Raw genomic sequence first — 19,141 nt, forward strand, 5'->3', positions numbered from 1 at the left:
TGCTAGGGAGCCTGAGGAGTTCTTGCCGGTCTCTGAAAAGATTCCCATCCTGGATTAAGAAAAGGAGCCGCTATGTTCTCTAAAATTTGCGTTTCTGCATTTTCGATTTTCTTTTTGTCTTTGTCTGCACAGGCCGACTGCGGGGACGAAGTCACTCGCGAATTTTCCGGTGATGAAGCCGTAACCATGGCCTATCTTTTGAAAAACACCAATTTCGCGAAAAAGACAAATGAAGGATATGTCGCCACTTGGACATTGCCAGATCTTCAATGTGTGCAAACAATTCGCGGCGTGAACCCCGATGTACTTCCTACTTTCAGTTGCTCAAAACCCGCGAAAGTGGGACTGATTGCCGCCAAAGATTTTTTCGATGCCTTGGCGGAGTTAGGTGTCATGCCCGAGGGTGGAATGAGTCAGGTAAATATCAAAGCCAAGAATATCATTTGCAAAGTTCATCGCAAAGGAGAGGGCGGATATGCGGTGAATCCACGATGCTCCGTCACGGCCAGATGGGGTGATGAGTGTGGGTATGAGAGGTAGCTGATGCCTCTATATAAAAACCAAAGTGGAAACTCGGGTGTGATCGCCTATGAAATTCGAAAAGATTCGATCCTTGTTACTTTTGTCTGAGGAGATGTGTATGAATATTCCTATAAGTCGACGGGAAAAGAAAATGTGGAGACGATGAAAGCTTTAGCATTGGCAGGGAAGGGGCTTAGTACTTTCATCAGCACTCGAGTCCGTGAGAAGTATGCTAGGAAAATCGCTTAAAACTTCTGAAGTTCCCGAATAAGAGCTGGCAGGGTTGTTACCAACTGCGGACGATGGAGTTGGTACTTCTGAGAAGTTAAACGAAAGCTTCGTACGCGCAGCTACTCCTATGTCTTTTGATAAATGTTTGACGCTAATGCTTACTGCCACCGTGGCAGTGAAACGGACGCCAATAGGGGGTTATCTTCGCAATTGACGACCGGCGCGAAAACTTGTGTGTGCATTCTTCCTTTAGTAAAGTTTGAGTTACAAACAATCTGCGTGTGGCTCAGCTTGGTAGAGCACTTGCTTGGGGTGCAAGAGGTCGCTGGTTCAAATCCAGTCACGCAGACCAACCTATCTATTCGATTTAACTAGATATTCATATCAAAAAGAACTCTGCAAGACACTGTAAATAACTGCACAAGAGTGCAGCAAAAAGCGTCCATTTGCAGAGGAGTCATCTCCAGTAACTATTTCATATAAGTTTTAGCCGAGGCAGGATTTCTAGGTGCTTCCTCTTTCGGGACGATAATTCCGAAATTCACCAGCACTGTTTCTACTTCGTACGCGACAGGAGGCTGAGTCCCTTTTTTGAACATCTTAATTACGGCAGTTCTGCTGTGCTTTGTGACTGAGTTGGTTTGTGATCGGCCTTGATAGTTAACGCCGCCATAGTAGTTGTTTGTGAATTGACCCGTGTGAGTCGTACCCATGTTTACCGTATTCGCATTTGCCTCTTGATCAACGAAAACGAAATAGTGATAGTCTTCTTCGTAGGTAAGTTCAGCGCATCTTCTTAAAAGGCCGTCTTTGACGGTTTGAGCACTTGTGTATCCGTTGCCCTTAAAAGTAACTTCATAAAGCCCATCACCCAACTTCATGTCGCTATAACCTCCCATGAAGCCATTTTTCTGGTAAGTTGTTCCACATCCAACGAATGTAAGAGATAGAAGTAAAAGGGCGATTGATTTCATGAGTCCTCCATTTTGATATTTTCGGAGGCTACGAAAGCAATCTTTAGTTAAGCTTTCTTGACTGGTTTGAAGAAGTCCAATGTATCCCGCTTTAAACCTTAAATAGATTCCTGAGGCTGTCGAGAGTAGGCAAGTGAGGCTCACTCCGGTGGCTTTTTGTTTTTATACCGTCGCAACTAGACCTTTTATTTTAATTACACATAATTTACATATTCGTTTGACACTTGTTTTTGCGATGATTACCGTAAAGAAGTGCTCAGTAAGAGCTAATTACATCTAAAACCCACACATTTCGTCTATATATATGTAGATATATTATATCTAAAGGTCTATCTATATATAGACGATAAGGTATAATACGTCCATATATAGATAGACAATACAAGCGAGGACCGCGTGGGTGCAAAAACAGCAAAACTTCGTCGACATCAGCTGGATCGGTTTTTCCGACAAAGCGAAAGTGTTCTTTCCGCAAAAGCTCCTAAGAACGGATGGGTGAAAGAAATCCGCGAAGCTCTCGGGATGACGATGCAAGATTTGGGTGAACGCTTAGGTGTGATTAAGCAGCGTATTGAGCGTATCGAAAAAGACGAAGTTGCTGGCAAGGTGACTCTGCAAACTCTCAACGACGCGGCGGAAGCCCTTGATTGCGAGCTTGTGTATTTCTTTGTCCCGAAAGGTCAGGGTTTGCAAAAAAACTTAGAGGCTCAAGCTTTAAAAGCCGCCCGTGAGATTGTGAAGAGCACCGAGCACACCATGAGTCTTGAGGCTCAAGACACTTCTAAACAGGCGCAACAGCATTTGCTTGAAAGTGTCGCGCAGGAACTTTTGTTGAAAGAAGACCGCAGAATATGGAGAACGAAGCGTGAAAATTCAAAGTCCTCCAGGGGCCACACCTCTCGATGATGAAACTTTGCAGGGATTGATTCCAGGACTGACAACTCATCGAGAGCTTGATGAGTTTGAAGCCGCCGGAATCGCCCGCGCTCTTCTTTGGGCTTTTAATAGTCGCACTCTGAAGAAAGATCTGCTTTCGGCTTCGGGTCTTTGTCTTTTACACCGAAAAATGTTTCAGGACACCTGGGAGTGGGCGGGGACTTTCCGTCGACGTGAAACAAATATCGGCGTTTCTCCAGAAAAAATTCAAAACGAATTAGGTCAACTGTTAGGGGATGTAAAGTACTGGCTTACTCACAACACATTTTCAACAGAAGAAATCGTCGCGCGCTTTCATCACCGCCTCGTATGGATTCATCCTTTTCCCAATGGAAATGGTCGATTTTCGAGACTGGCAGCAGATCTTTTGATGGAACACATTGGTCGGTCTAGACCCACATGGGGGCAGGTAAACCTTGGTCAGATGGGACAGAAGCGAGCTCAGTATATTCAAGTCCTACAAATTGCAGATCGCTCTGAAAACTACGCGCCGCTTATTGAGTTTATGAAAAGTTAGAATAGTGAGTCTCTCCCACATCTTGTCGTGATAAGATTTTCCTTTAAGGAGAATTCATGAGACTTGAAGGCGGAATTAATTTTAGAGACATGGGTGGATATGAAACTTTGGACGGACGTAAAGTCAAAAAAGGTTTCTTTTTTCGCTCGGGTTCGTTGTCTCGCTTAACACCGCAAGACTGTGAGTACCTCAAAGCCTTTTCTATCGAGCACATCATTGATTATCGTGATCAACACGAATCCGCGAAGGATAAAGACATCCTGTGGGAAGGTGTACAGTATGAATGTTGTCCAGCGAATCCCGCAAGTCACGCAACGAATGCGGATCATGGCGACTTTTTTAGTTCTGAAAGTTTAGAAGCCTTGCCTTCTGATTTCATGGAGACATTGTATCGCCAACTTCCCTTTGGGAATTCTGCTTATAAAAAACTTTTTCATAAAGTGGATTCTTTAAATCAGGGGGCGCTCGTGCAGCACTGTGCAGTAGGTAAGGATCGGACGGGTGTCGGTTCGGCCTTATTGCTTTTGTCTTTAGGCGTTCCGCAAGAGACAGTGATTCAAGACTACCTCGTTACTGAACAAACTCTTTTACCCTTTAAGCTAAAAATCTTAACGGCCATCGAGCCGCGTTTAACTGCGAAAGCCAAAGAGCGTTTCGAGTACATGATGTCAGCCAATGAGAATTTCTTGCATACGGCATTGCGAGAAATCACTTCTCGTTATGGCAGCTATGAAAGCTTTTTTGAGCAGGAATACGCTTTAACGGCTCTTAAGCGCGATCAGTGGAAAAAACGTTTTCTAGAGTAAAAAAGAATGTTCTAAATTGAGACAAATCCTCTAGGAGCTTTCGTTTAGTGCCGATAAGCTTTCTATGGATGCGAATATCAATCAGGAAGATTACGTTGCAGTATCAAGGGACGAGTTCGTAGCTGGCATGCAAGTGCCGGTGGATATTTTTCTTAAACTCTCTGAAACAAACTATGTGATGATTTTAAAGGAAGGCGCGAAGGTTCACTTCGAGCAAATGCACTTTCCTGAAAAAGCGGAATGGCTTTATGTTCGTCGCAGTGATTATCACAAATGCGTGGGGCAAAACTTAAGCATCGCAGGCATCGTCTTAGAAAGTGATAAGATCAGTTTTGAAAAGAAAACGATCTTTCTTTCCAAAGCCGCAGATTCTATTTTCAAAGAGATTGAACATTTAGGCTTTGATCATCAAGCCTTAGAACATTCAAAAATCGTCAGTCGCTCTATTCAAACTCTGGTTGATAACAAACCAGATATTTCTGCCGTTATTAACATGATGTCGAATCTTAACGACGAGCTGATTCGCCATGCAATGATGGTCTCTGCGATCTCCGTAATCATCGCGAAGAATATGAAGTGGACGCTCGCGCAGAATTTAGAAAAATTAGCCTTAGGGGCTCTTCTTCACGACGTCGGCATGAAAGAGCTTCCGGATGAAATCCTTGAAACTCCTAGACATGCGATGACCCGCGACCAGACGGCGGCTTACGAGTCCCATGTCTACCGTGGAGTGGAAATCTTAAGAAGCATGCCGTCCATTTCGGATGATATTATCGCCATCGTTTTAGAGCATCACGAAAATGCTCCCGGCCAGGGGTATCCTCGAAGATTAAGGGATATTAAAATGAATCCGTTTGCAAGAGTCGTGGCGCTAGCTGATTGTTTTGCAGATGTGGTGATGGAGTCGGTGAACAATCCCCATCCTAAGACGCCGGCGCAGGCTGTGGCGTACATTGAAATCACTTTGGGGCAGCCTTTTCATAAGCCGGCTTTCCAGGCTTTGAAGCAGGCCCTGCAAGGACCTGCTCCGATCGCTGTCAAAAAAGTGATTTAGTGACGAACTAACTCAGGGGCTTTTTCGTTAGCAAGCTCATGCAAGCAATCTACAAAGAATTTGCAGATGATGAACAAGTGAACTTGTTCATTTGCAGCAAGACTTGGCTCAAGCTCTGGCGACATGAAAAGCTCTTCAATGATGTAGTTCAAAATCTCGGGTTGGCCTTCGGCCGCTGATTTTGTTTGAAGATCCGCAATCATATCGTCATTCAAAGCCAAGTATTTTTCAAACTCAGCTTCATTCTTTTCAAAGCGAGAGATCACTTCGTCTTCCGTCATCGCGCGAAGATCTTTATACTGATCTTCAAAAGAGCGATTTAAGATCAACGCCATCATGAAGCCCAAGTCTTGAGCGCCTTCGCTCATGTCTTCGATGAACTCCATAAAGAAACCGGCAAGATCGGGTTGCACGTCAAAAAGATGCTGGGACGCTTTTTCAAGATCACTTTCTTCCGTGATGCCGCAGATATCATCAATTGAATTTTGCACTGTTTGAAACGGAATTCTATCCATCGTCGACCTCTTTTTTGCGCGTTTATCTGTCTATTAAACTCTTTCCATTAAACAAGAAAGAGCTTTATAGTTGCAGAATACACGGGGAGTAAGGTTGTATGCAATTTATTAACATACTTGTGCTTTGTTTTATTTCAGTTGTGATGACAAGCGTCTCAAAAGCAGAAGAACCAAATTTCGACCTGTATACTCGCAAAGTGCAGCCTGTTTTCGACAACCGCTGCGTGGCCTGCCATAGCTGTTTTAATGCTCCCTGCCAGTTGAATTTGCAGAATTTTGAGGGCTTCCAAAGGGGGGCCAGCAAGCTGAATGTGTATGATGGGACTCGCATTAAAAGCGTTTCGCCAACGCGGCTTTGGATTGATGCTCATGGCGCTAAAGGGTGGCAGGAAAAAGGCTTTTTTGATTTGAATAACACTCGAAAATCAGAGGGAAATCTGTTTTTGAGTTTTCTCAATTTACGCGCGGAAAAGCAAAACGTCGAAATTGAAAAGCAGGTGGCGCAGACTCAGATCTGTGCTTCACCGACCGAAGATTTTAAAAAATTGCAAAAGCAGGCTCCGTATTTAGGGATGCCTTACGGTCTGCCACCTTTAAGTGCCATGGAAATAGACACGATCCAAACCTGGCTTGAAGGGGGAGCACCGGGACCTAACTCTGAAGCTCAGAAAGAACTTGCTCGGGTTCCTGTAGAAATACAGAAACAAATTCAAGTTTGGCAGAAATTTCTAAATCAAACGGACCCAACGCACAAACTCGTCAGTCGTTATTTGTATGAGCATTTATTCTTAGCGCATCTTCATTTCCCTGAAAGCAAAGACACGTTCTTCCGTCTGGTACGCTCACGAACAAGCTGCCAGGAAGGAGTTCAGGAGATTGCGACTCGCAGGCCCAACGACGATCCGGGAGTTCAAAAATTCTATTATTGTTTTGCCAAATTTCCGGGCACGGTCGTAATGAAAACCCATATTCCCTATGCTTTAAGTCCCAAAAAGTTAGAGCGAATTAAAAAGCTATTCTGGGAAGAGTCTTGGAAGGTCCGCGTGATGCCGACCTATGAGCCGGGCGTTGCAGAAAATCCCTTCATTGCCTTTAAAGATATTCCAGTGAAAGCCCGCTATCAGTTTTTGTTAGACGACGCTCAATACCATGTAAGTACTTTTATTAAGGGACCGGTCTGCAACGGCAGTATGGCGGTGAACTCGATTCAAGAGCAATTTTATGTGTTTTTCATGACTCCTCAGTCTGACAATATGGTTCTTTCAAAAGAGTACGTGGGAAAAGTAGAAAGTCTTTTGATGTTGCCGGGAGTCTTTGGAAGTGACGTGGATATTAAAGAGACACCGGTCTTCTATAAGAAACTTATTGATCACCGAGAGAACTATCGAAAAGCGCGCACTGATGAACTAAAGAAACTAAAACCTCAAGGTTATGCCCTGTCTGATATCTGGAATGGCGACGGAGTAAACCCTAATGCCGTATTAACGGTGTTTCGTCACGACGATAACGCAGTTGTTTTAAAAGGAGCGGTGGGGGATCTTTCAAAAACGGCTTTCGTTTTGGATTATCCTTTGTTTGAACGTTTGGTTTATAACTTAGTTGTGAACTTCGACGTCTTTGGAAACGTCAGTCATCAGCTTTTGACCCGAGTCTACATGGACATGATTCGAATGGAGGCCGAAGAGTTATTCCTGATGTTCCTTCCGCCGGAGCAACGCCTTCAGTACCGTCGCGAATGGTACAAGGGGCTTTTGACTCAAGTAAAAATGACTTATGTCTTTCCGACGATAGGTTCATCAGAGCCCACGTCAGTTCGCTTCACCGAAGAGGGAAACACGAAAAAGCAAATGGTCGAAAAAATTCTTTTCTTTCACTTGAACGAAAAAGTGCGGGGAAGTTTTGATACCGTGAACTGGAAATCTCTGCAAGTTCCTGAAAGCATGCAGTCACAATTCCGTGTCGAGGGTTTGTCGACCGAGTTAAGAAAAATCGCCGCGGTGAAGGCGGAAGCCAAAACGCCTTTTGCACGATTCTTTCCCGACGTGGCTTATCTTAAAGTCGTTATGAACTCGGGCGATCTGAAAGTCTATTCCTTGATTCATAATAAAGAGCACGAAAGTGTTTCTTGGATTTTAGCTGAGTCTTTAAGAATGGCGCCGAAAGAAGATTCTCTGACTATTTATGAAGGGTATTGGGGGCCTTATCCCAATATGATTTTCGATGTGAAAGAACAGGATCTTTCTACCTTTGTAACCGCAGTGCAAAAGATGAAGTCAGAAAAAGATTATCAAAAACTTGTGACGACTTTTGGAATTCGACGTTCCAATCAAGGATTCTGGACACATTACGATGAATTGACAGCACACTACCGACGAACGGATCCTACGAACTTCGGGTATTTGGACTTGACTCGTTACGAATTGAAATAGAATAAATCTTTTTCAGAATCCCATTCCACTTTGTAAACCACACAGTTGGGGATGGGTAAAAGCTCTTGAAGCTCCGGTCGAAGGCTGTGCAGAAACCGCCGCATGACTAACCCGTGTGTGCAGAGGCCGGCGCTATTGAACTCATGCCGCACGCAAAAATCTTTCAGAGCTTGAGTGAAACGTTCAATCGACTTTCTTGCAGACTCTGCTTTAGGAAAACTGAAGTCTGAATGGACGGGATCTACCGAAACCCATTTTTGCCAAGACTCCATACCAAATCTGTCATGGGCTTCTTGTAAAGTCAGTCCCTCCAATTCTCCTAAGTTCACTTCACGAAATGCGGGGGACACATGCAAGGGCTTTGCTAAAAGTGAATTGGCAATACGAGCCGTCTCATGTGCGCGCACAAGGTCGCTTGTCATAAATAAATCGACTGAATTTTCTTGAAAATAGGATTGTAAACTGAGGGCTTGGTTTTGACCTTCTGAATTCAAAGGAATATCAGTATGCCCTTGAATACGACGAATCGCGTTCCAGTCAGTTTGTCCATGACGAAAAAGATGGATGGTTTTCAACATAATGTCCTTATTGAATCACTTGCATGTCTTCGCATAAAGAGAAAAGATTTGAATATGAGCAGCATTTTGACTTCTTTGCAGCAATCTCTTCGGGCGTTAGCAAGACCGCGTATGGCTTTATTGATATTTCTGCCTCCGGTATTGTCGTTTGTATTTTTATTTGCCCTCTTTGTCAGCTTTTGGGCGGGCTGGATTTCCGGGCTGACGGGATTCTTTTCATCGTTGACCGCCGTGAATTGGATGACGACATTAACGGGGCTTACGGACTTTGCCTATTGGTGCAGTGTCGTGTTTTTGATTCTGTTATTCATTCCGATGGTGTTCCTTTTTGCCGTCTTAATGACGTCACTTTTTGTGATGCCCATAGTTCTAAAGTGGGTGGGCGACGTCGACTTTCGTGGATTGCAGAAGAAAAAGGGCGGTTCTCTTTTAGGAAGTATTTGGAATACTCTATCGGCGACCGTAACTTTTGTGATCCTCTTTGTCGTGACCTTACCGCTTTGGTTTTTACCGGGCTTGCAGATTGTCGTGCCACTGATTTTGGCCTCGTGGCTGAATAAAAAAGTATTTCTGTACGATGTTCTTCAAGATTATGCGAGCAAGGAAGAGCGCCAGCTGATTGAGCAAAAAAGCTCTAAGGACCTTTATGGGTTGGGGCTTTTATTAGGGCTCCTTTCATATATTCCTTTGGCATTCTTCTTTGTGCCGGTGCTATTAGCTCTTTCTTACACGTATTACTGTCTAAATGCTCTACAGTCCCTGCGAAAGGGCGAATCCTAGTGGATTTCCGGGGGTAAGTGGTGTATTTATCCCCCCATGTCTAAGTGTGGAAGTGAACGCAAAAATATCGATATCGACTCTTTAAATGAAAGAGTTCGTAAAGCGGGGATGAAGCTCACCCAGCAGCGTACACAAATGCTAAAAATTCTTTTAGCACATCCAGACCCTATTTCTGCCGATGAAATCTTTAAAAAATTTGATGATAAATCGGACGGAATGGATCTAGTAACGATCTATCGTATTCTGAAGAAATTTGAAGAGGCCGGCATCGTGTCTCGTCTTGAGTTCGGTGATGGTGTGGCGCGCTTTGAGCTCGCTCTTGAATCAGGACATCACCACCATCATGTTATCTGTCGCCAGTGTCAGCGCGTGGAGCCTATTCATATCTGTGATTTAGATCCGCATATTAAGATGGTCGAGACGATGGGCTATAAACAGGTTTCCCACCGCCTGGATTTCTTTGGTGTGTGTTCTCGCTGCCAGTAATTACTCTTGAAATTTAGGAAGTGTGAACACGAAAGTCGTGTTTGTCGCATCCTTGTTGAAACTTAAATGACCTTTGTGATTCTTAATAATCCCTGCCGAAATTGAAAGCCCTAAACCAGTTCCTTTGCCGACATCTTTGGTGGTGAAAAAGGGAAGCATGATTTGTTCGGCAATTTCATCGGGTATGCCGGTTCCTGAATCGATCACGTGAAATTCCACAGCGTCTTCGGTCTCTTTGATCTGGATGCGAATCCATTTTTCATCAAGCTGAGAAATGGCATCAAAAGAATTGTTCAGAAGATTTAAAAGAACCTGCTCGATTTGAATAATACGACATTCAATCTCGAGTTCCGGGTCCACATCGAGAACCTCCACCTCCACTCCGTGATTGTAGAATCGTGTTCGGCAGAATTCTAAAGTTTCTTCGACGATCTTTTTAACCGGGACGATTTCGAAAGGATCTTGTGAGCCTTCGCGCGCAAAAGAGCGCAGTGATTTAATAATACGTGCGATTTTATCGGCCGTACGACTGATGCTTTCTGCGGCTTGTTTGATTTTTTCAGGTTCTAATTTATTGTTTTCAACCATTTGCGTAAGTTGAAAGGCGCGGGCCTGAATGACCGTCAGGGGATTATTGATTTCATGAGCGATACCACCGGACATTTCACCGAGCGCCGCCATTTTTGTAGCAGAGATCAGTTTTGCTTTGGCCTCGGCGATTTGTTGCTCGGTCAAAACTTCTTCTGTTGAATCCCAAGCGACACCATACATTCGAGAGTCATCATCCGTCATAAATTTTCCGTAGCAGCGGATGTGATGCACTTCTTTATTTTCCCAAGTGATGCGATAGGTGACATAAAAGTCTTGATGTTTTTCAGCGGCTTCGCGCACGCGCAAGTTGACCACTTCCATATCCGTGCGGTGCGAGCGTTTCCACACCTCTTCCAAAGGGGCCAGATCAGGATTGTAGGGGATGCCGTGAATGCGATACATTTGCGAATCCCAAAGGAGCACATTTTTTTCTAGATCCCACTCCCAGGTCCCCATATTGGCTGCGGAAAGGGACAGGTTGAGTTTTTGAATCGTCTTCTTAAGTGTTTCTTCGTAAGCTTTTCGCGCGTCGACGTCGGTGGCGACTCCGAGCAATGTGGCGACTTCGCCTTTATCGTTCCGAGAAAAAACAGTGATACGATCGCTCAGCCAGTGATAGTTGCCGCTATGGTCTTTGAAACGATATTCGACGTTAAGGACTTCGCCGTCTTTAAGGTCTTTGGATTTTTTAACGCTTTGGCGAAGTGAGTCGAGATCTTCAGGGTGCATGGTGCGAGTGTAGTACTCTGGCCCCATCTTACGAATTTCATCCAGAGTGTACCCATAGCGAGCCACGCCACGCTCGTTGATCCATACTAGGTTCTCTTCATTCACGTCGAAAATGTAAACGCTGTCAGACATCGTTCTGTGAATCTGTTCCAGAAGACTTGCTTGTTCTTTAGGCGATTTTGTATCCATACTGATTGGAGTTTACTCTAGCATTAGGTAACGCGAAACGGCTAAATCTAAATAAAACCTTAACAATACAGGGCAGCAATCTAGTGCTAGACCAATATCTTATACAGGAGTGTGTATGATTAAGAATGCAATTCTATCATTGTGTGTGGTTCTCGGTGCGTCCGCAGCTCACGCGCAAGTTCCAGTTATTAAAATCGATGGATCGAGCACTGTGTTTCCAATCACAGAGGCGATGGCTGAAGAATTCCAGACGGCACAAAAAGGAAAAGTTCGTGTCACTGTGGGCATTTCCGGCACAGGTGGTGGATTCAAAAAATTTTGCCGTGGCGAAATTGACATCCAAGATGCTTCTCGTCCTATCCAATCTTCCGAGCTTGAGGCTTGCCGTAAAGCAGGGATCAAGTTTCTTGAGATCGCCGTTGCTTATGACGCAACAGCTGTTGTCGTGAATCCTAAAAACACATGGTTAAACTCTATCTCTGTCGCAGATCTTAAGAAAATGTGGGAGCCAGCCGCTCAAGGTAAGATCCAAAAGTGGAGCGATATCAATCCTGCTTGGCCAAAACAGAACCTCAAGCTTTATGGCGCCGGATCTGATTCTGGGACTTTTGATTATTTCACCGAAGCTATCGTTGGTAAATCGAAGTCATCTCGCGGAGATTACACAGCCAGTGAAGACGACAACACTTTGGTGACGGGTGTTTCTCAGGATCTTTATGCTTTGGGTTATGTTCCGCTGGCATATTACGAAGAGAATAAAGCGAAGCTCAAAGTTGTTGGCATCATCGGTGGCGACAAAGCTCCTAAAAAAGAGGCCGTAACGCCGTCTCGTCAAACGGTTGAAGCGGGCACTTACTTCCCCCTTTCTCGTCCGATCTTTATTTACGTTAATGAAGCATCTATGAAAAAGGCAGAAGTTAAAGACTTCGTGAACTTTTACTTGAGCAACTCTGCTCAGATCGTTCCTGAAGTGAAATACGTTCCACTTCCGGCAAAAGCCTACGAATTAGGCAAAGAACACGTTAAAAAGAATAAGCTCGGAACAGTTTTTGGCGGCCACTCGGAAGTGGGTCTTAAAATTGAAGAGTTGCTGAAACGTGAAGGTTCGTTGTAGTTTACGTCTGTGAATAAGAATCAACTCAAAAAACTAAATGAGTTTACATCCGCCGACCACCCGGTACGGCGGATGCGTCGTTTAAGAGAGCGCGCTATTGAAACCGTCTTGTTTCTAGCTGCGGCTTCTTCTGTTTTAGTAACTATCGGTATCGTAGGTATCCTGGTTACTGAAAGTCTTCCTTTTTTTAAAACTGTGTCTATCGTGGAGTTTTTAACGGACACGCAGTGGACTCCGCTTTTTGAAAATCCTCGCTATGGCATTTTGCCTTTGCTTTGCGGAACCTTTCTTTCCACGATCATTGCTTTATTGGTGGCGATTCCGCTAGGAACGGTGGCGGCGGCATTTTTAAGTGAATATGTTCGTCCTTCTTTTCGTGAAATTTTAAAGCCGATTCTGGAACTTTTAGCGGCGGTGCCGACGGTTGTTTATGGTTACTTCGCTTTGCTTTTTGTTACGCCTCTTTTGCAAAAGATAATTCCTTCTTTGGGAGGATTTAACGTTCTGAGTGCGGGTTTGGTCATCGGGGTGATGATTGTCCCTTACGTGAGTTCTTTAAGTGAAGATGCTATGCGCTCTGTACCTGGGCATTTGCGAGAGGCTTCTTTCGCGGTGGGTGCTTCACGCATGCAAACGGCTTTCCGCGTGGTGATTCCGGCGGCCTTTTCGGGAATTACTTCTGCTTATATTTTAGGTATCTCTCGTGCGTTGGGTGAAACCATGGTCGTGGCGATTGCTGCTGGTATGCAGCCTAATCTTACGATGAATCCGACCGAGCCTGCGGCGACCATCACGGCGTTCATTGTTCAAGTGAGTTTAGGCGATCTTCCACATGGCTCTATTGGCTACCAGTCTATTTACGTTGCGGGACTCAGTCTTTTGGTTCTGACTTTGGGCTTTAATATTATCGGACTTTATCTTCGTAAGAAGTTTCAGGAGAAAGAATAATGGAAGTCCAACAAGATATTTTGGCGAATATCAAACGCCGTCAGATGTGGGACTTTGTTTTTGCTCTATGCGGGCTGATGTCTTTATTGTTTGCACTTATCACGCTTCTGACTTTGATTGTGGATCTTTCCATGACAGGTGTGGCGCGTATTAACTATGACTTCTTTACGAACTTTCCTTCTCGTTTTGCGGACCGTGCGGGGATTTTATCTGCGTGGGTAGGGTCGTTTTGTATCATGTTGACCACGGCGTTTTGTGCGATTCCATTGGGAGTTGCTGCCGGAGTTTATCTTGAAGAGTACTCAAAGAAAAATTGGGTGTCCCAACTGATCGAACTAAACATCATCAATCTTGCCGGCATTCCGTCGATCACTTACGGTCTCATGGCTTTGGGACTTTTCGTTTATAAATTGAAGTTGGGGCAGAGTATTTTGACGGCGGGTCTGACTTTGGGTCTTCTTGTGTTGCCAATCATTATCGTGACAACACGTGAAGCGATTCGCGCGATTCCTAATACGATCCGTGAGGCGAGTTACGCAATGGGGGCTTCAAAGTGGCAAACCATTCGCTACCATATTTTGCCTTATTCTTCTGGCGGTATTTTAACGGGTGTGATCATTTCTTTGTCCCGTGCCATCGGTGAAACGGCTCCCTTGATCACTATTGGTGCTTTGACCTTTATTGCGTTTCTTCCGACGCCTCCAATTGAGGGGCATTTTCCTTTTGTGAACTTTAAGTGGCTCATGGATCCGTTTACCGTGATGCCGATTCAGATGTTTAACTGGTTGTCGCGTCCTCAACCTGAATTCCACGTGAATGCAGCGGCGACGGGGGTTGTGCTTTTGGTGATGACCCTGATTATGAACGGCGGAGCGATTTACTTACGCTCTCGTTTTCGTAAAAAGATGAAATGGTAATGAATATGGAACTACAGCTTCGCGCGGAAGTTAAAAATTTGCTTTTCTCTTATGGGGATAAAAAAGTCCTTAACGGAGTCACTTTACCTATCTACGAAAACCGTGTGACGGCTTTGATCGGTCCTTCGGGTTGCGGTAAGACGACTTTGCTTCGTTGTTTTAATCGCATGCACGACCTTTATGCCAATGCGAACTACCAAGGGGAAATCCTTCTTCACCCGGATAAAAGAAATATTTTGGGTAAAGAAATTGATCCAATGGAAGTGCGCATGCGTATCGGAATGGTTTTTCAAAAACCAAATCCATTTCCTAAAAGCATTTATGAAAACGTCGCTTATGGATTGAAAGTTCGTGGCGTAAAAAAGAAAAGTTTTATTGAAGAACGTGTCGAGCGCTCTTTGCAGCAGGCGGGCCTTTGGAATGAAGTGAAAGACCGTTTAGCTTCTTCGGCGACAGCCTTGTCGGGTGGTCAACAGCAACGTCTTTGTATCGCTCGTGCATTGGCTACAGAGCCTGAGATCTTGTTATTGGATGAACCTACGTCGGCGCTAGATCCTATTTCCACTCGTCACATCGAAGAGCTTATCGGCGAACTTCGTCGTGACGTGACGATTGCGATTGTTACGCACAGTCTGCATCAAGCAGCGCGCGTTTCTGATTATACCGCGTTTATGTACCTGGGTGATTTGATTGAGTTTGGAGCGAGTGATCAGATCTTCACGAATCCAAAGGATCAGCGTACTGAAAACTATATCACGGGTCGTTTTGGGTAGTGTCTTTAAGACATTGTCACGGTTCATAAATGCCAGCCGCTAAAAACGGCTGGTTTTTTATTTTAAAGAATAAATCTTAAAGACAACTTGAAGTAAAAAGCGTTTCCAATCGACACGGCATTGTCTGGATCAGGAACATAGTTTTCATCGATAAAGAAGCGGCGGTCGAAAGAGTGGCCGGCTTCTAGGTCGGCGAAGATCTGCTTGCTGATCGGGGATTTTATGCCGACGAAGATTTTTTTGTCATCATAGAAAAGACGGTCGTCTTTGTTTTGTCGGTCGTAAAGATAGTATGTGATCTGTGAAAAATCGACGCCGGCGTAAAGCTTAGCGAAGTCGGTGACTTTGTAATACACCGAAGTTTTGATGATCCAAGGAACCAACGTGAAAAAATCCCAACCGTACTTTTCAGCAAATTGCCAGTTGAACGTCGCAAAAGGAATTCCTAGCACTGAACGAAATTCTTTTGATGGATTGTAGAAGTAAGCAAAGCCAGGAAGAGGAATATTATTTAGAATGGGGCGGTTGTTTGAATAGTCGACAAGTAAAAGCCAACGACTGGATTCATCGTCAGGATAAGAATAAAAGGCGGTGACTCCTAAAGTGGTGACGTCGGCACTTTCAAAAGGTCTGTCACTTGCGGATCCGTAGCGTGCGTTGACGGACCATAAACGTTTATCATCGATCACGCGTGTATATCCCAAACCAAACTTAATGTCGTAAAGACCTGAGATTTCATTTTGCGCAGGATCTACTAAATATTGTGACCCGCTTAAATTCAAAGAGACTGACTGAAGATCTGATTTGTAAATCGGCGTGCTGAAGTCGACGGACTGGTAAGATGTTGAAGCGCGCTCTTGGGGAAACTCCGCTTTATCAAAAAACAACCCCGTGTAAGACAGCACCGTTCTTTGTTGAGCGGGGGGAGTTAATCCCTCCATCATTCCTTGTGAATAACCTTGAGATGTAAAGAGCAACAAATAAACTAAAATGCCAAAAGCGTGTTTCATGCTTTGTCAGCATAGAAGTGTTTTGCGTCCTTACACAACAGATTTTTCCATTCTGACAACGCGAGCACAGTTCTGGCAGATCTCTGAAATCGGCCACTGAAGTTCGGCGGGCTTCACTTTCACGTCATGCAAGCAGTGAGGGCATTGAACCGAGCCACTTAAAACTTTTCCTTCACTCTTGTAGCTTCGGAGGGCGAAGAAAATTCCTAAGCCAAAAAATAAGGGCACAGATACGAAATGAAAAACAGGAATCAGTACCGACACCAAAGCAATTCCCCAGAACAGGGCTAACTTTTTTAGTGCTTGTGACATTTTCTCTGGCGGCGCGAACCACTTGATGTAGACGACTCCGTTCTGAGTTCTTTCGTCGCCGACGTTGGCAGTGACTGGGATTTTTTCTCCGGTGGTTTCCATGGCTCCTCCGCGAAAGGCACTTGCGTGCGGAAGTTTACTGAATGATGACAATATGTATTGGCCCCCAAGAGTAGTCCTCATGGTTGACCTTTGGCAACTCCAATATCCTTACAGGAACTTAAGTACTCTTTTGGTTTCAGTTCACTTACCTTGATTAAGTATTTCTTGGAGTCCGCGCGACACAGCCACGGAAGTCGGAACTATTTGCGAAGACTTAAATGTTTCGCCTTGTCGGGTTGTCGTCGTAAGCTCCAGGAAAGTGACATCGCTGGGGTCCTGCTGCGATGTTTCCTGCCGAAAAAGATACCTCCCATACATTTCCCTCGATACCCTAAATATCTATGAAGTCACTGCACTCTGATAAATATTTTATTCGCGAATCGCTTTATAACTTGGTTGAGCTTTCCTTGTTGGCTCGTCTTTATGAAGAGCACTGCATTCCGGCGGCAAGTACGGGGAACCTGAACCAAGAATCTCTTGCGCAGACTTTGCTTAAAATGAAGGCAACAGAAGGCAAGGGCGAGCTTCGCGTCGCAATCTTTGACACAGATCCGATTGGATTTTACTGGAAGTTTCAGGGGCAAGTATTGGCTCACTGGGTTCATCCGGAACATCGCAATCAAGGTGTTGAACAGGGACTTTTAGGTTCTTAGATGGATTCCTCCGCGGCGGCTGCTTTTTGGAAAGGCAAACGGGTTTTCTTAACTTACCCGAACTCTTTTTTGGGAGCGTGGACGGCTTTATCCCTTCAGCATCTGGGAGCGCAAGTTTTTGGTTTTGGTGAATCTTTAGAATCTTCGCCAAATCTTTTTGATCTGACAAATCTTGGACAAACAATTGCTATGACGTACGGAGATCTTCGTAACGAAGAATCTTTGCGTCAGGCTTTGCAGTTTGCGCAAGCAGATGTCGTTCTTCATTTGGGCGAGACCGGTTTTTTGAAAGAAGGCGAGCAACGTCCTTTAGAGATTATTTCTAAGTCTATCTTGGGGACCGCACAATTGATGGAGCTGCTTCGTGAAACAGCTTCCGTTCGCTCGGTGGTCGTATTGGGAACGGATAAGGCCTATGTCCGTGCGAGTGATAATGCAGCCGTGAGTGAGTCGTCAGCCGTTGGTCCTTCGGGGATTTTTGCGACGTCGAAACTTTGCTCTGAGTTTATTGCGCTTTCTTATCGTGAATCATTTTTCTCTCCCGAAAAATATAACAAGCATAAAGTGGCCATTGCTACGGCGCGGATTTCATCGGCGATCGGTGGCGGGGATTTTTCTTCTGAAGGTTTGATCTTTCAAGCGGTTCAAAGTTTTTTAGGTAAGAAGACTTTTGAAGTTCGTAATCCTCAGTCTGTGCGACCTTGGATCCATGTTTTGGATCAGGTTTCCGGGATTTTATCTGTTGCCCAAGGTCTTTTTGAAAAAGGCCCTAAGCTTTCGTCTGCGACCTATAATTTGGGCGCGTCTGAGTATGAATCCGTTGGCGAAGTGATGAAAGAGTTTAGTGAGGCGTGGGGGAAAACGTGGTCTTCGGTCGCTGTCGCGGATTCCGCGAAGTCACTTTCGATTCATGGGCAGTTAAATAGCGAGCTTGCTTTGACGGAGCTTGGTTGGAAACCGCAGTGGGATTTGTCTCGCGCGCTGGTGGAGACTGCGAAGTGGTATCAGGGGTATTATGTGGGGCACTCGTCGGTGGAGGAGTTGACGGGGGTTTTGCGGGGGTATTTTAATTAGGGAGTTGCGAATACAACTCCCTCTCGAAGAGACTAGCGTTTAATAATGTAGTTCACGTATACATTTTTAGGGCGAGTTTCTGAAGAAGTTCGCGCCACTCTTGAGGCATCAAATCTCAAAGCCGATGTCGTAGATGCTCCTGAAAGCTGTGCGGTGTTTCCGCCTGCAATTGGATTATTTCCTTGAAAAAATGCTCCATCCAGTGAGCCTGCTGACCGATCAACGCCGAATCCACCAGTGATATTTTGTAGAGCATCCGTCTGGACAGAGCCAACTCTGTTATCTTCGAATCCTCCTACATTTGATGCAACACGATCATTTATTGCGGGGTCGCGCGGAGCCGTTAAAGAGGGAAGCTCGGTAGCACTCCCGTTGACACCTCGGAGAAAACGACCTCTCAAGTCGGGAAGATTAAACGCATCACCTGCCGCATATGAAGATAGAGTTCCATCAGCATTTCTGGTTCCGTTTCCGAAGGCTTCTTTAATGGCATCGTACAATGCTTCGTTACCAGCTATAGGCAGAGCTCTTCCATCTGCAAAGTAAAACCCGGGGGGTTCCGATTCACCGCCATAAGGTAAAATAATCCCCGGTGGTAAGATCGATTCGCCAGCGGAAAGTGGTACCCAACCCACATCAGTTTTTCCATAGAATCGGCGGTCGTTCCCGGCAGCTTCGTAGATGATTTCTCCCTCTTCAGGTTGAAATACACTATTTCTGTCCATAATTGTCGGAGCGACAAATTTTAAACCCATCGCAGTAAGGTCTTCTTTGTATTTAAAACCCAATGCGGGAACAGCGAATAACAACATGATCAGTAATTTTTTGTTCATCAGAACTCCTTTTCTGTGTGTTGGAAGTTTAAGTTACAGGCTGAATATAAAGCAAATTAATGTTTGTT

The 19,141-nt window shown here is 44.8% G+C and carries 21 protein-coding genes and 1 tRNA gene; 15 read left to right on the forward strand and 7 right to left on the reverse strand.

The window, feature by feature from the left end; all coding sequences use genetic code 11:
• Positions 1-72 precede the first annotated feature (72 nt).
• Both AZI85_RS17365 and AZI85_RS17375 read left to right on the forward strand, forming a co-directional pair.
• Positions 73-540 carry a hypothetical protein gene (locus tag AZI85_RS17365; RefSeq protein ID WP_063245227.1) on the forward strand — a complete coding sequence of 156 codons (468 nt, stop codon included), beginning with the start codon at positions 73-75 and terminating at the stop codon, positions 538-540.
• Positions 541-1,028: 488 nt separating this feature from the next.
• A tRNA-Pro gene (locus AZI85_RS17375) sits at positions 1,029-1,105 on the forward strand.
• Between the two features lie 118 nt (positions 1,106-1,223).
• Here AZI85_RS17375 and AZI85_RS17380 read toward each other — a convergent pair.
• Positions 1,224-1,727: a CC0125/CC1285 family lipoprotein gene (locus AZI85_RS17380; RefSeq protein ID WP_063245228.1), complete on the reverse strand. Its 504-nt coding sequence runs from the start codon at positions 1,725-1,727 to the stop codon at positions 1,224-1,226.
• A 396-nt stretch (positions 1,728-2,123) separates the two neighbouring features.
• On the opposite strand from AZI85_RS17380, the gene AZI85_RS17385 reads away from it, so the two are divergent.
• The 4 genes from AZI85_RS17385 (at position 2,124) to AZI85_RS17400 (ending at position 5,040) form a co-directional block, all read left to right on the forward strand.
• The gene (locus AZI85_RS17385; RefSeq protein WP_063245229.1) at positions 2,124-2,633 is read left to right on the forward strand and encodes a mobile mystery protein A; all 510 of its coding nucleotides are present in this window, start codon (positions 2,124-2,126) and stop codon (positions 2,631-2,633) included.
• Complete coding sequence (locus AZI85_RS17390; protein ID WP_063245230.1) at positions 2,593-3,180, forward strand: mobile mystery protein B; 588 nt, start codon at positions 2,593-2,595, stop codon at positions 3,178-3,180. Before AZI85_RS17385 ends, AZI85_RS17390 begins: the two co-directional genes overlap by 41 nt.
• A gap of 56 nt (positions 3,181-3,236) precedes the next feature.
• Entirely contained in the window at positions 3,237-3,986 is a 750-nt protein-coding gene (locus AZI85_RS17395) for a tyrosine-protein phosphatase (protein ID WP_063245231.1), read from the forward strand.
• A gap of 64 nt (positions 3,987-4,050) precedes the next feature.
• On the forward strand, positions 4,051-5,040 hold the full coding sequence (locus AZI85_RS17400) for an HD-GYP domain-containing protein (RefSeq protein ID WP_063245232.1): 990 nt from the start codon (positions 4,051-4,053) through the stop codon (positions 5,038-5,040).
• Here the strand turns inward: AZI85_RS17400 and AZI85_RS17405 are convergent.
• Positions 5,037-5,555 (reverse strand): hypothetical protein, encoded by a 519-nt coding sequence (locus tag AZI85_RS17405; RefSeq protein ID WP_063245233.1) that lies wholly within the window; start codon positions 5,553-5,555, stop codon positions 5,037-5,039. The two genes, AZI85_RS17400 and AZI85_RS17405, sit on opposite strands and share 4 nt — an antisense overlap.
• Before the next feature lie 98 nt (positions 5,556-5,653).
• On the opposite strand from AZI85_RS17405, the gene AZI85_RS17410 reads away from it, so the two are divergent.
• Positions 5,654-7,984, forward strand: coding sequence for a fatty acid cis/trans isomerase (locus tag AZI85_RS17410; RefSeq protein ID WP_081111064.1), 2,331 nt, complete (start codon positions 5,654-5,656; stop codon positions 7,982-7,984).
• Here AZI85_RS17410 and AZI85_RS17415 read toward each other — a convergent pair.
• On the reverse strand, positions 7,969-8,562 hold the full coding sequence (locus tag AZI85_RS17415; protein ID WP_081111065.1) for a histidine phosphatase family protein: 594 nt from the start codon (positions 8,560-8,562) through the stop codon (positions 7,969-7,971). The two genes, AZI85_RS17410 and AZI85_RS17415, sit on opposite strands and share 16 nt — an antisense overlap.
• A gap of 54 nt (positions 8,563-8,616) precedes the next feature.
• Here AZI85_RS17415 and AZI85_RS17420 point away from each other — a divergent pair, with 54 nt between their 5' ends.
• Both AZI85_RS17420 and AZI85_RS17425 read left to right on the forward strand, forming a co-directional pair.
• Positions 8,617-9,342 (forward strand): EI24 domain-containing protein, encoded by a 726-nt coding sequence (locus tag AZI85_RS17420; RefSeq protein WP_253721052.1) that lies wholly within the window; start codon positions 8,617-8,619, stop codon positions 9,340-9,342.
• 36 nt (positions 9,343-9,378) lie between these two features.
• Positions 9,379-9,828, forward strand: coding sequence for a Fur family transcriptional regulator (locus AZI85_RS17425; RefSeq protein ID WP_063245236.1), 450 nt, complete (start codon positions 9,379-9,381; stop codon positions 9,826-9,828).
• Here the strand turns inward: AZI85_RS17425 and AZI85_RS17430 are convergent, their stop codons facing one another.
• Entirely contained in the window at positions 9,829-11,337 is a 1,509-nt protein-coding gene (locus tag AZI85_RS17430) for a PAS domain-containing sensor histidine kinase (RefSeq protein ID WP_063245237.1), read from the reverse strand.
• A gap of 115 nt (positions 11,338-11,452) precedes the next feature.
• Here AZI85_RS17430 and AZI85_RS17435 point away from each other — a divergent pair, with 115 nt between their 5' ends.
• From AZI85_RS17435 to pstB, 4 genes are all read left to right on the forward strand, one after another.
• Positions 11,453-12,451, forward strand: a complete 999-nt coding sequence (locus AZI85_RS17435; protein WP_063245238.1) for a PstS family phosphate ABC transporter substrate-binding protein — start codon at positions 11,453-11,455, stop codon at positions 12,449-12,451.
• A 72-nt stretch (positions 12,452-12,523) separates the two neighbouring features.
• Positions 12,524-13,399 carry a phosphate ABC transporter permease subunit PstC gene (gene pstC / locus AZI85_RS17440; RefSeq protein WP_063245239.1) on the forward strand — a complete coding sequence of 292 codons (876 nt, stop codon included), beginning with the start codon at positions 12,524-12,526 and terminating at the stop codon, positions 13,397-13,399.
• A complete protein-coding gene (gene pstA / locus AZI85_RS17445; RefSeq protein ID WP_063245240.1) occupies positions 13,399-14,316 on the forward strand; it encodes a phosphate ABC transporter permease PstA in 918 nt (305 codons plus the stop codon). Before pstC ends, pstA begins: the two co-directional genes overlap by 1 nt.
• A gap of 5 nt (positions 14,317-14,321) precedes the next feature.
• Positions 14,322-15,089, forward strand: coding sequence for a phosphate ABC transporter ATP-binding protein PstB (gene pstB / locus AZI85_RS17450; RefSeq protein ID WP_063245259.1), 768 nt, complete (start codon positions 14,322-14,324; stop codon positions 15,087-15,089).
• A gap of 62 nt (positions 15,090-15,151) precedes the next feature.
• Here pstB and AZI85_RS17455 read toward each other — a convergent pair whose 3' ends face one another.
• On the reverse strand, positions 15,152-16,099 hold the full coding sequence (locus AZI85_RS17455; protein ID WP_063245241.1) for a DUF6268 family outer membrane beta-barrel protein: 948 nt from the start codon (positions 16,097-16,099) through the stop codon (positions 15,152-15,154).
• A 30-nt stretch (positions 16,100-16,129) separates the two neighbouring features.
• Positions 16,130-16,513: a hypothetical protein gene (locus AZI85_RS17460; RefSeq protein WP_063245242.1), complete on the reverse strand. Its 384-nt coding sequence runs from the start codon at positions 16,511-16,513 to the stop codon at positions 16,130-16,132.
• Positions 16,514-16,854: 341 nt separating this feature from the next.
• On the opposite strand from AZI85_RS17460, the gene AZI85_RS17465 reads away from it, so the two are divergent.
• Positions 16,855-17,166: a hypothetical protein gene (locus AZI85_RS17465; protein ID WP_063245243.1), complete on the forward strand. Its 312-nt coding sequence runs from the start codon at positions 16,855-16,857 to the stop codon at positions 17,164-17,166.
• Positions 17,167-18,240, forward strand: a complete 1,074-nt coding sequence (locus AZI85_RS17470) for an NAD-dependent epimerase/dehydratase family protein (RefSeq protein WP_063245244.1) — start codon at positions 17,167-17,169, stop codon at positions 18,238-18,240.
• 32 nt (positions 18,241-18,272) lie between these two features.
• Here AZI85_RS17470 and AZI85_RS17475 read toward each other — a convergent pair whose 3' ends face one another.
• Positions 18,273-19,073, reverse strand: a complete 801-nt coding sequence (locus AZI85_RS17475) for a phage tail protein (protein WP_063245245.1) — start codon at positions 19,071-19,073, stop codon at positions 18,273-18,275.
• Between the last annotated feature and the right edge of the window lie 68 nt (positions 19,074-19,141).

This window comes from Bdellovibrio bacteriovorus, from assembly GCF_001592755.1.
Lineage (GTDB): Bacteria > Bdellovibrionota > Bdellovibrionia > Bdellovibrionales > Bdellovibrionaceae > Bdellovibrio > Bdellovibrio bacteriovorus_E.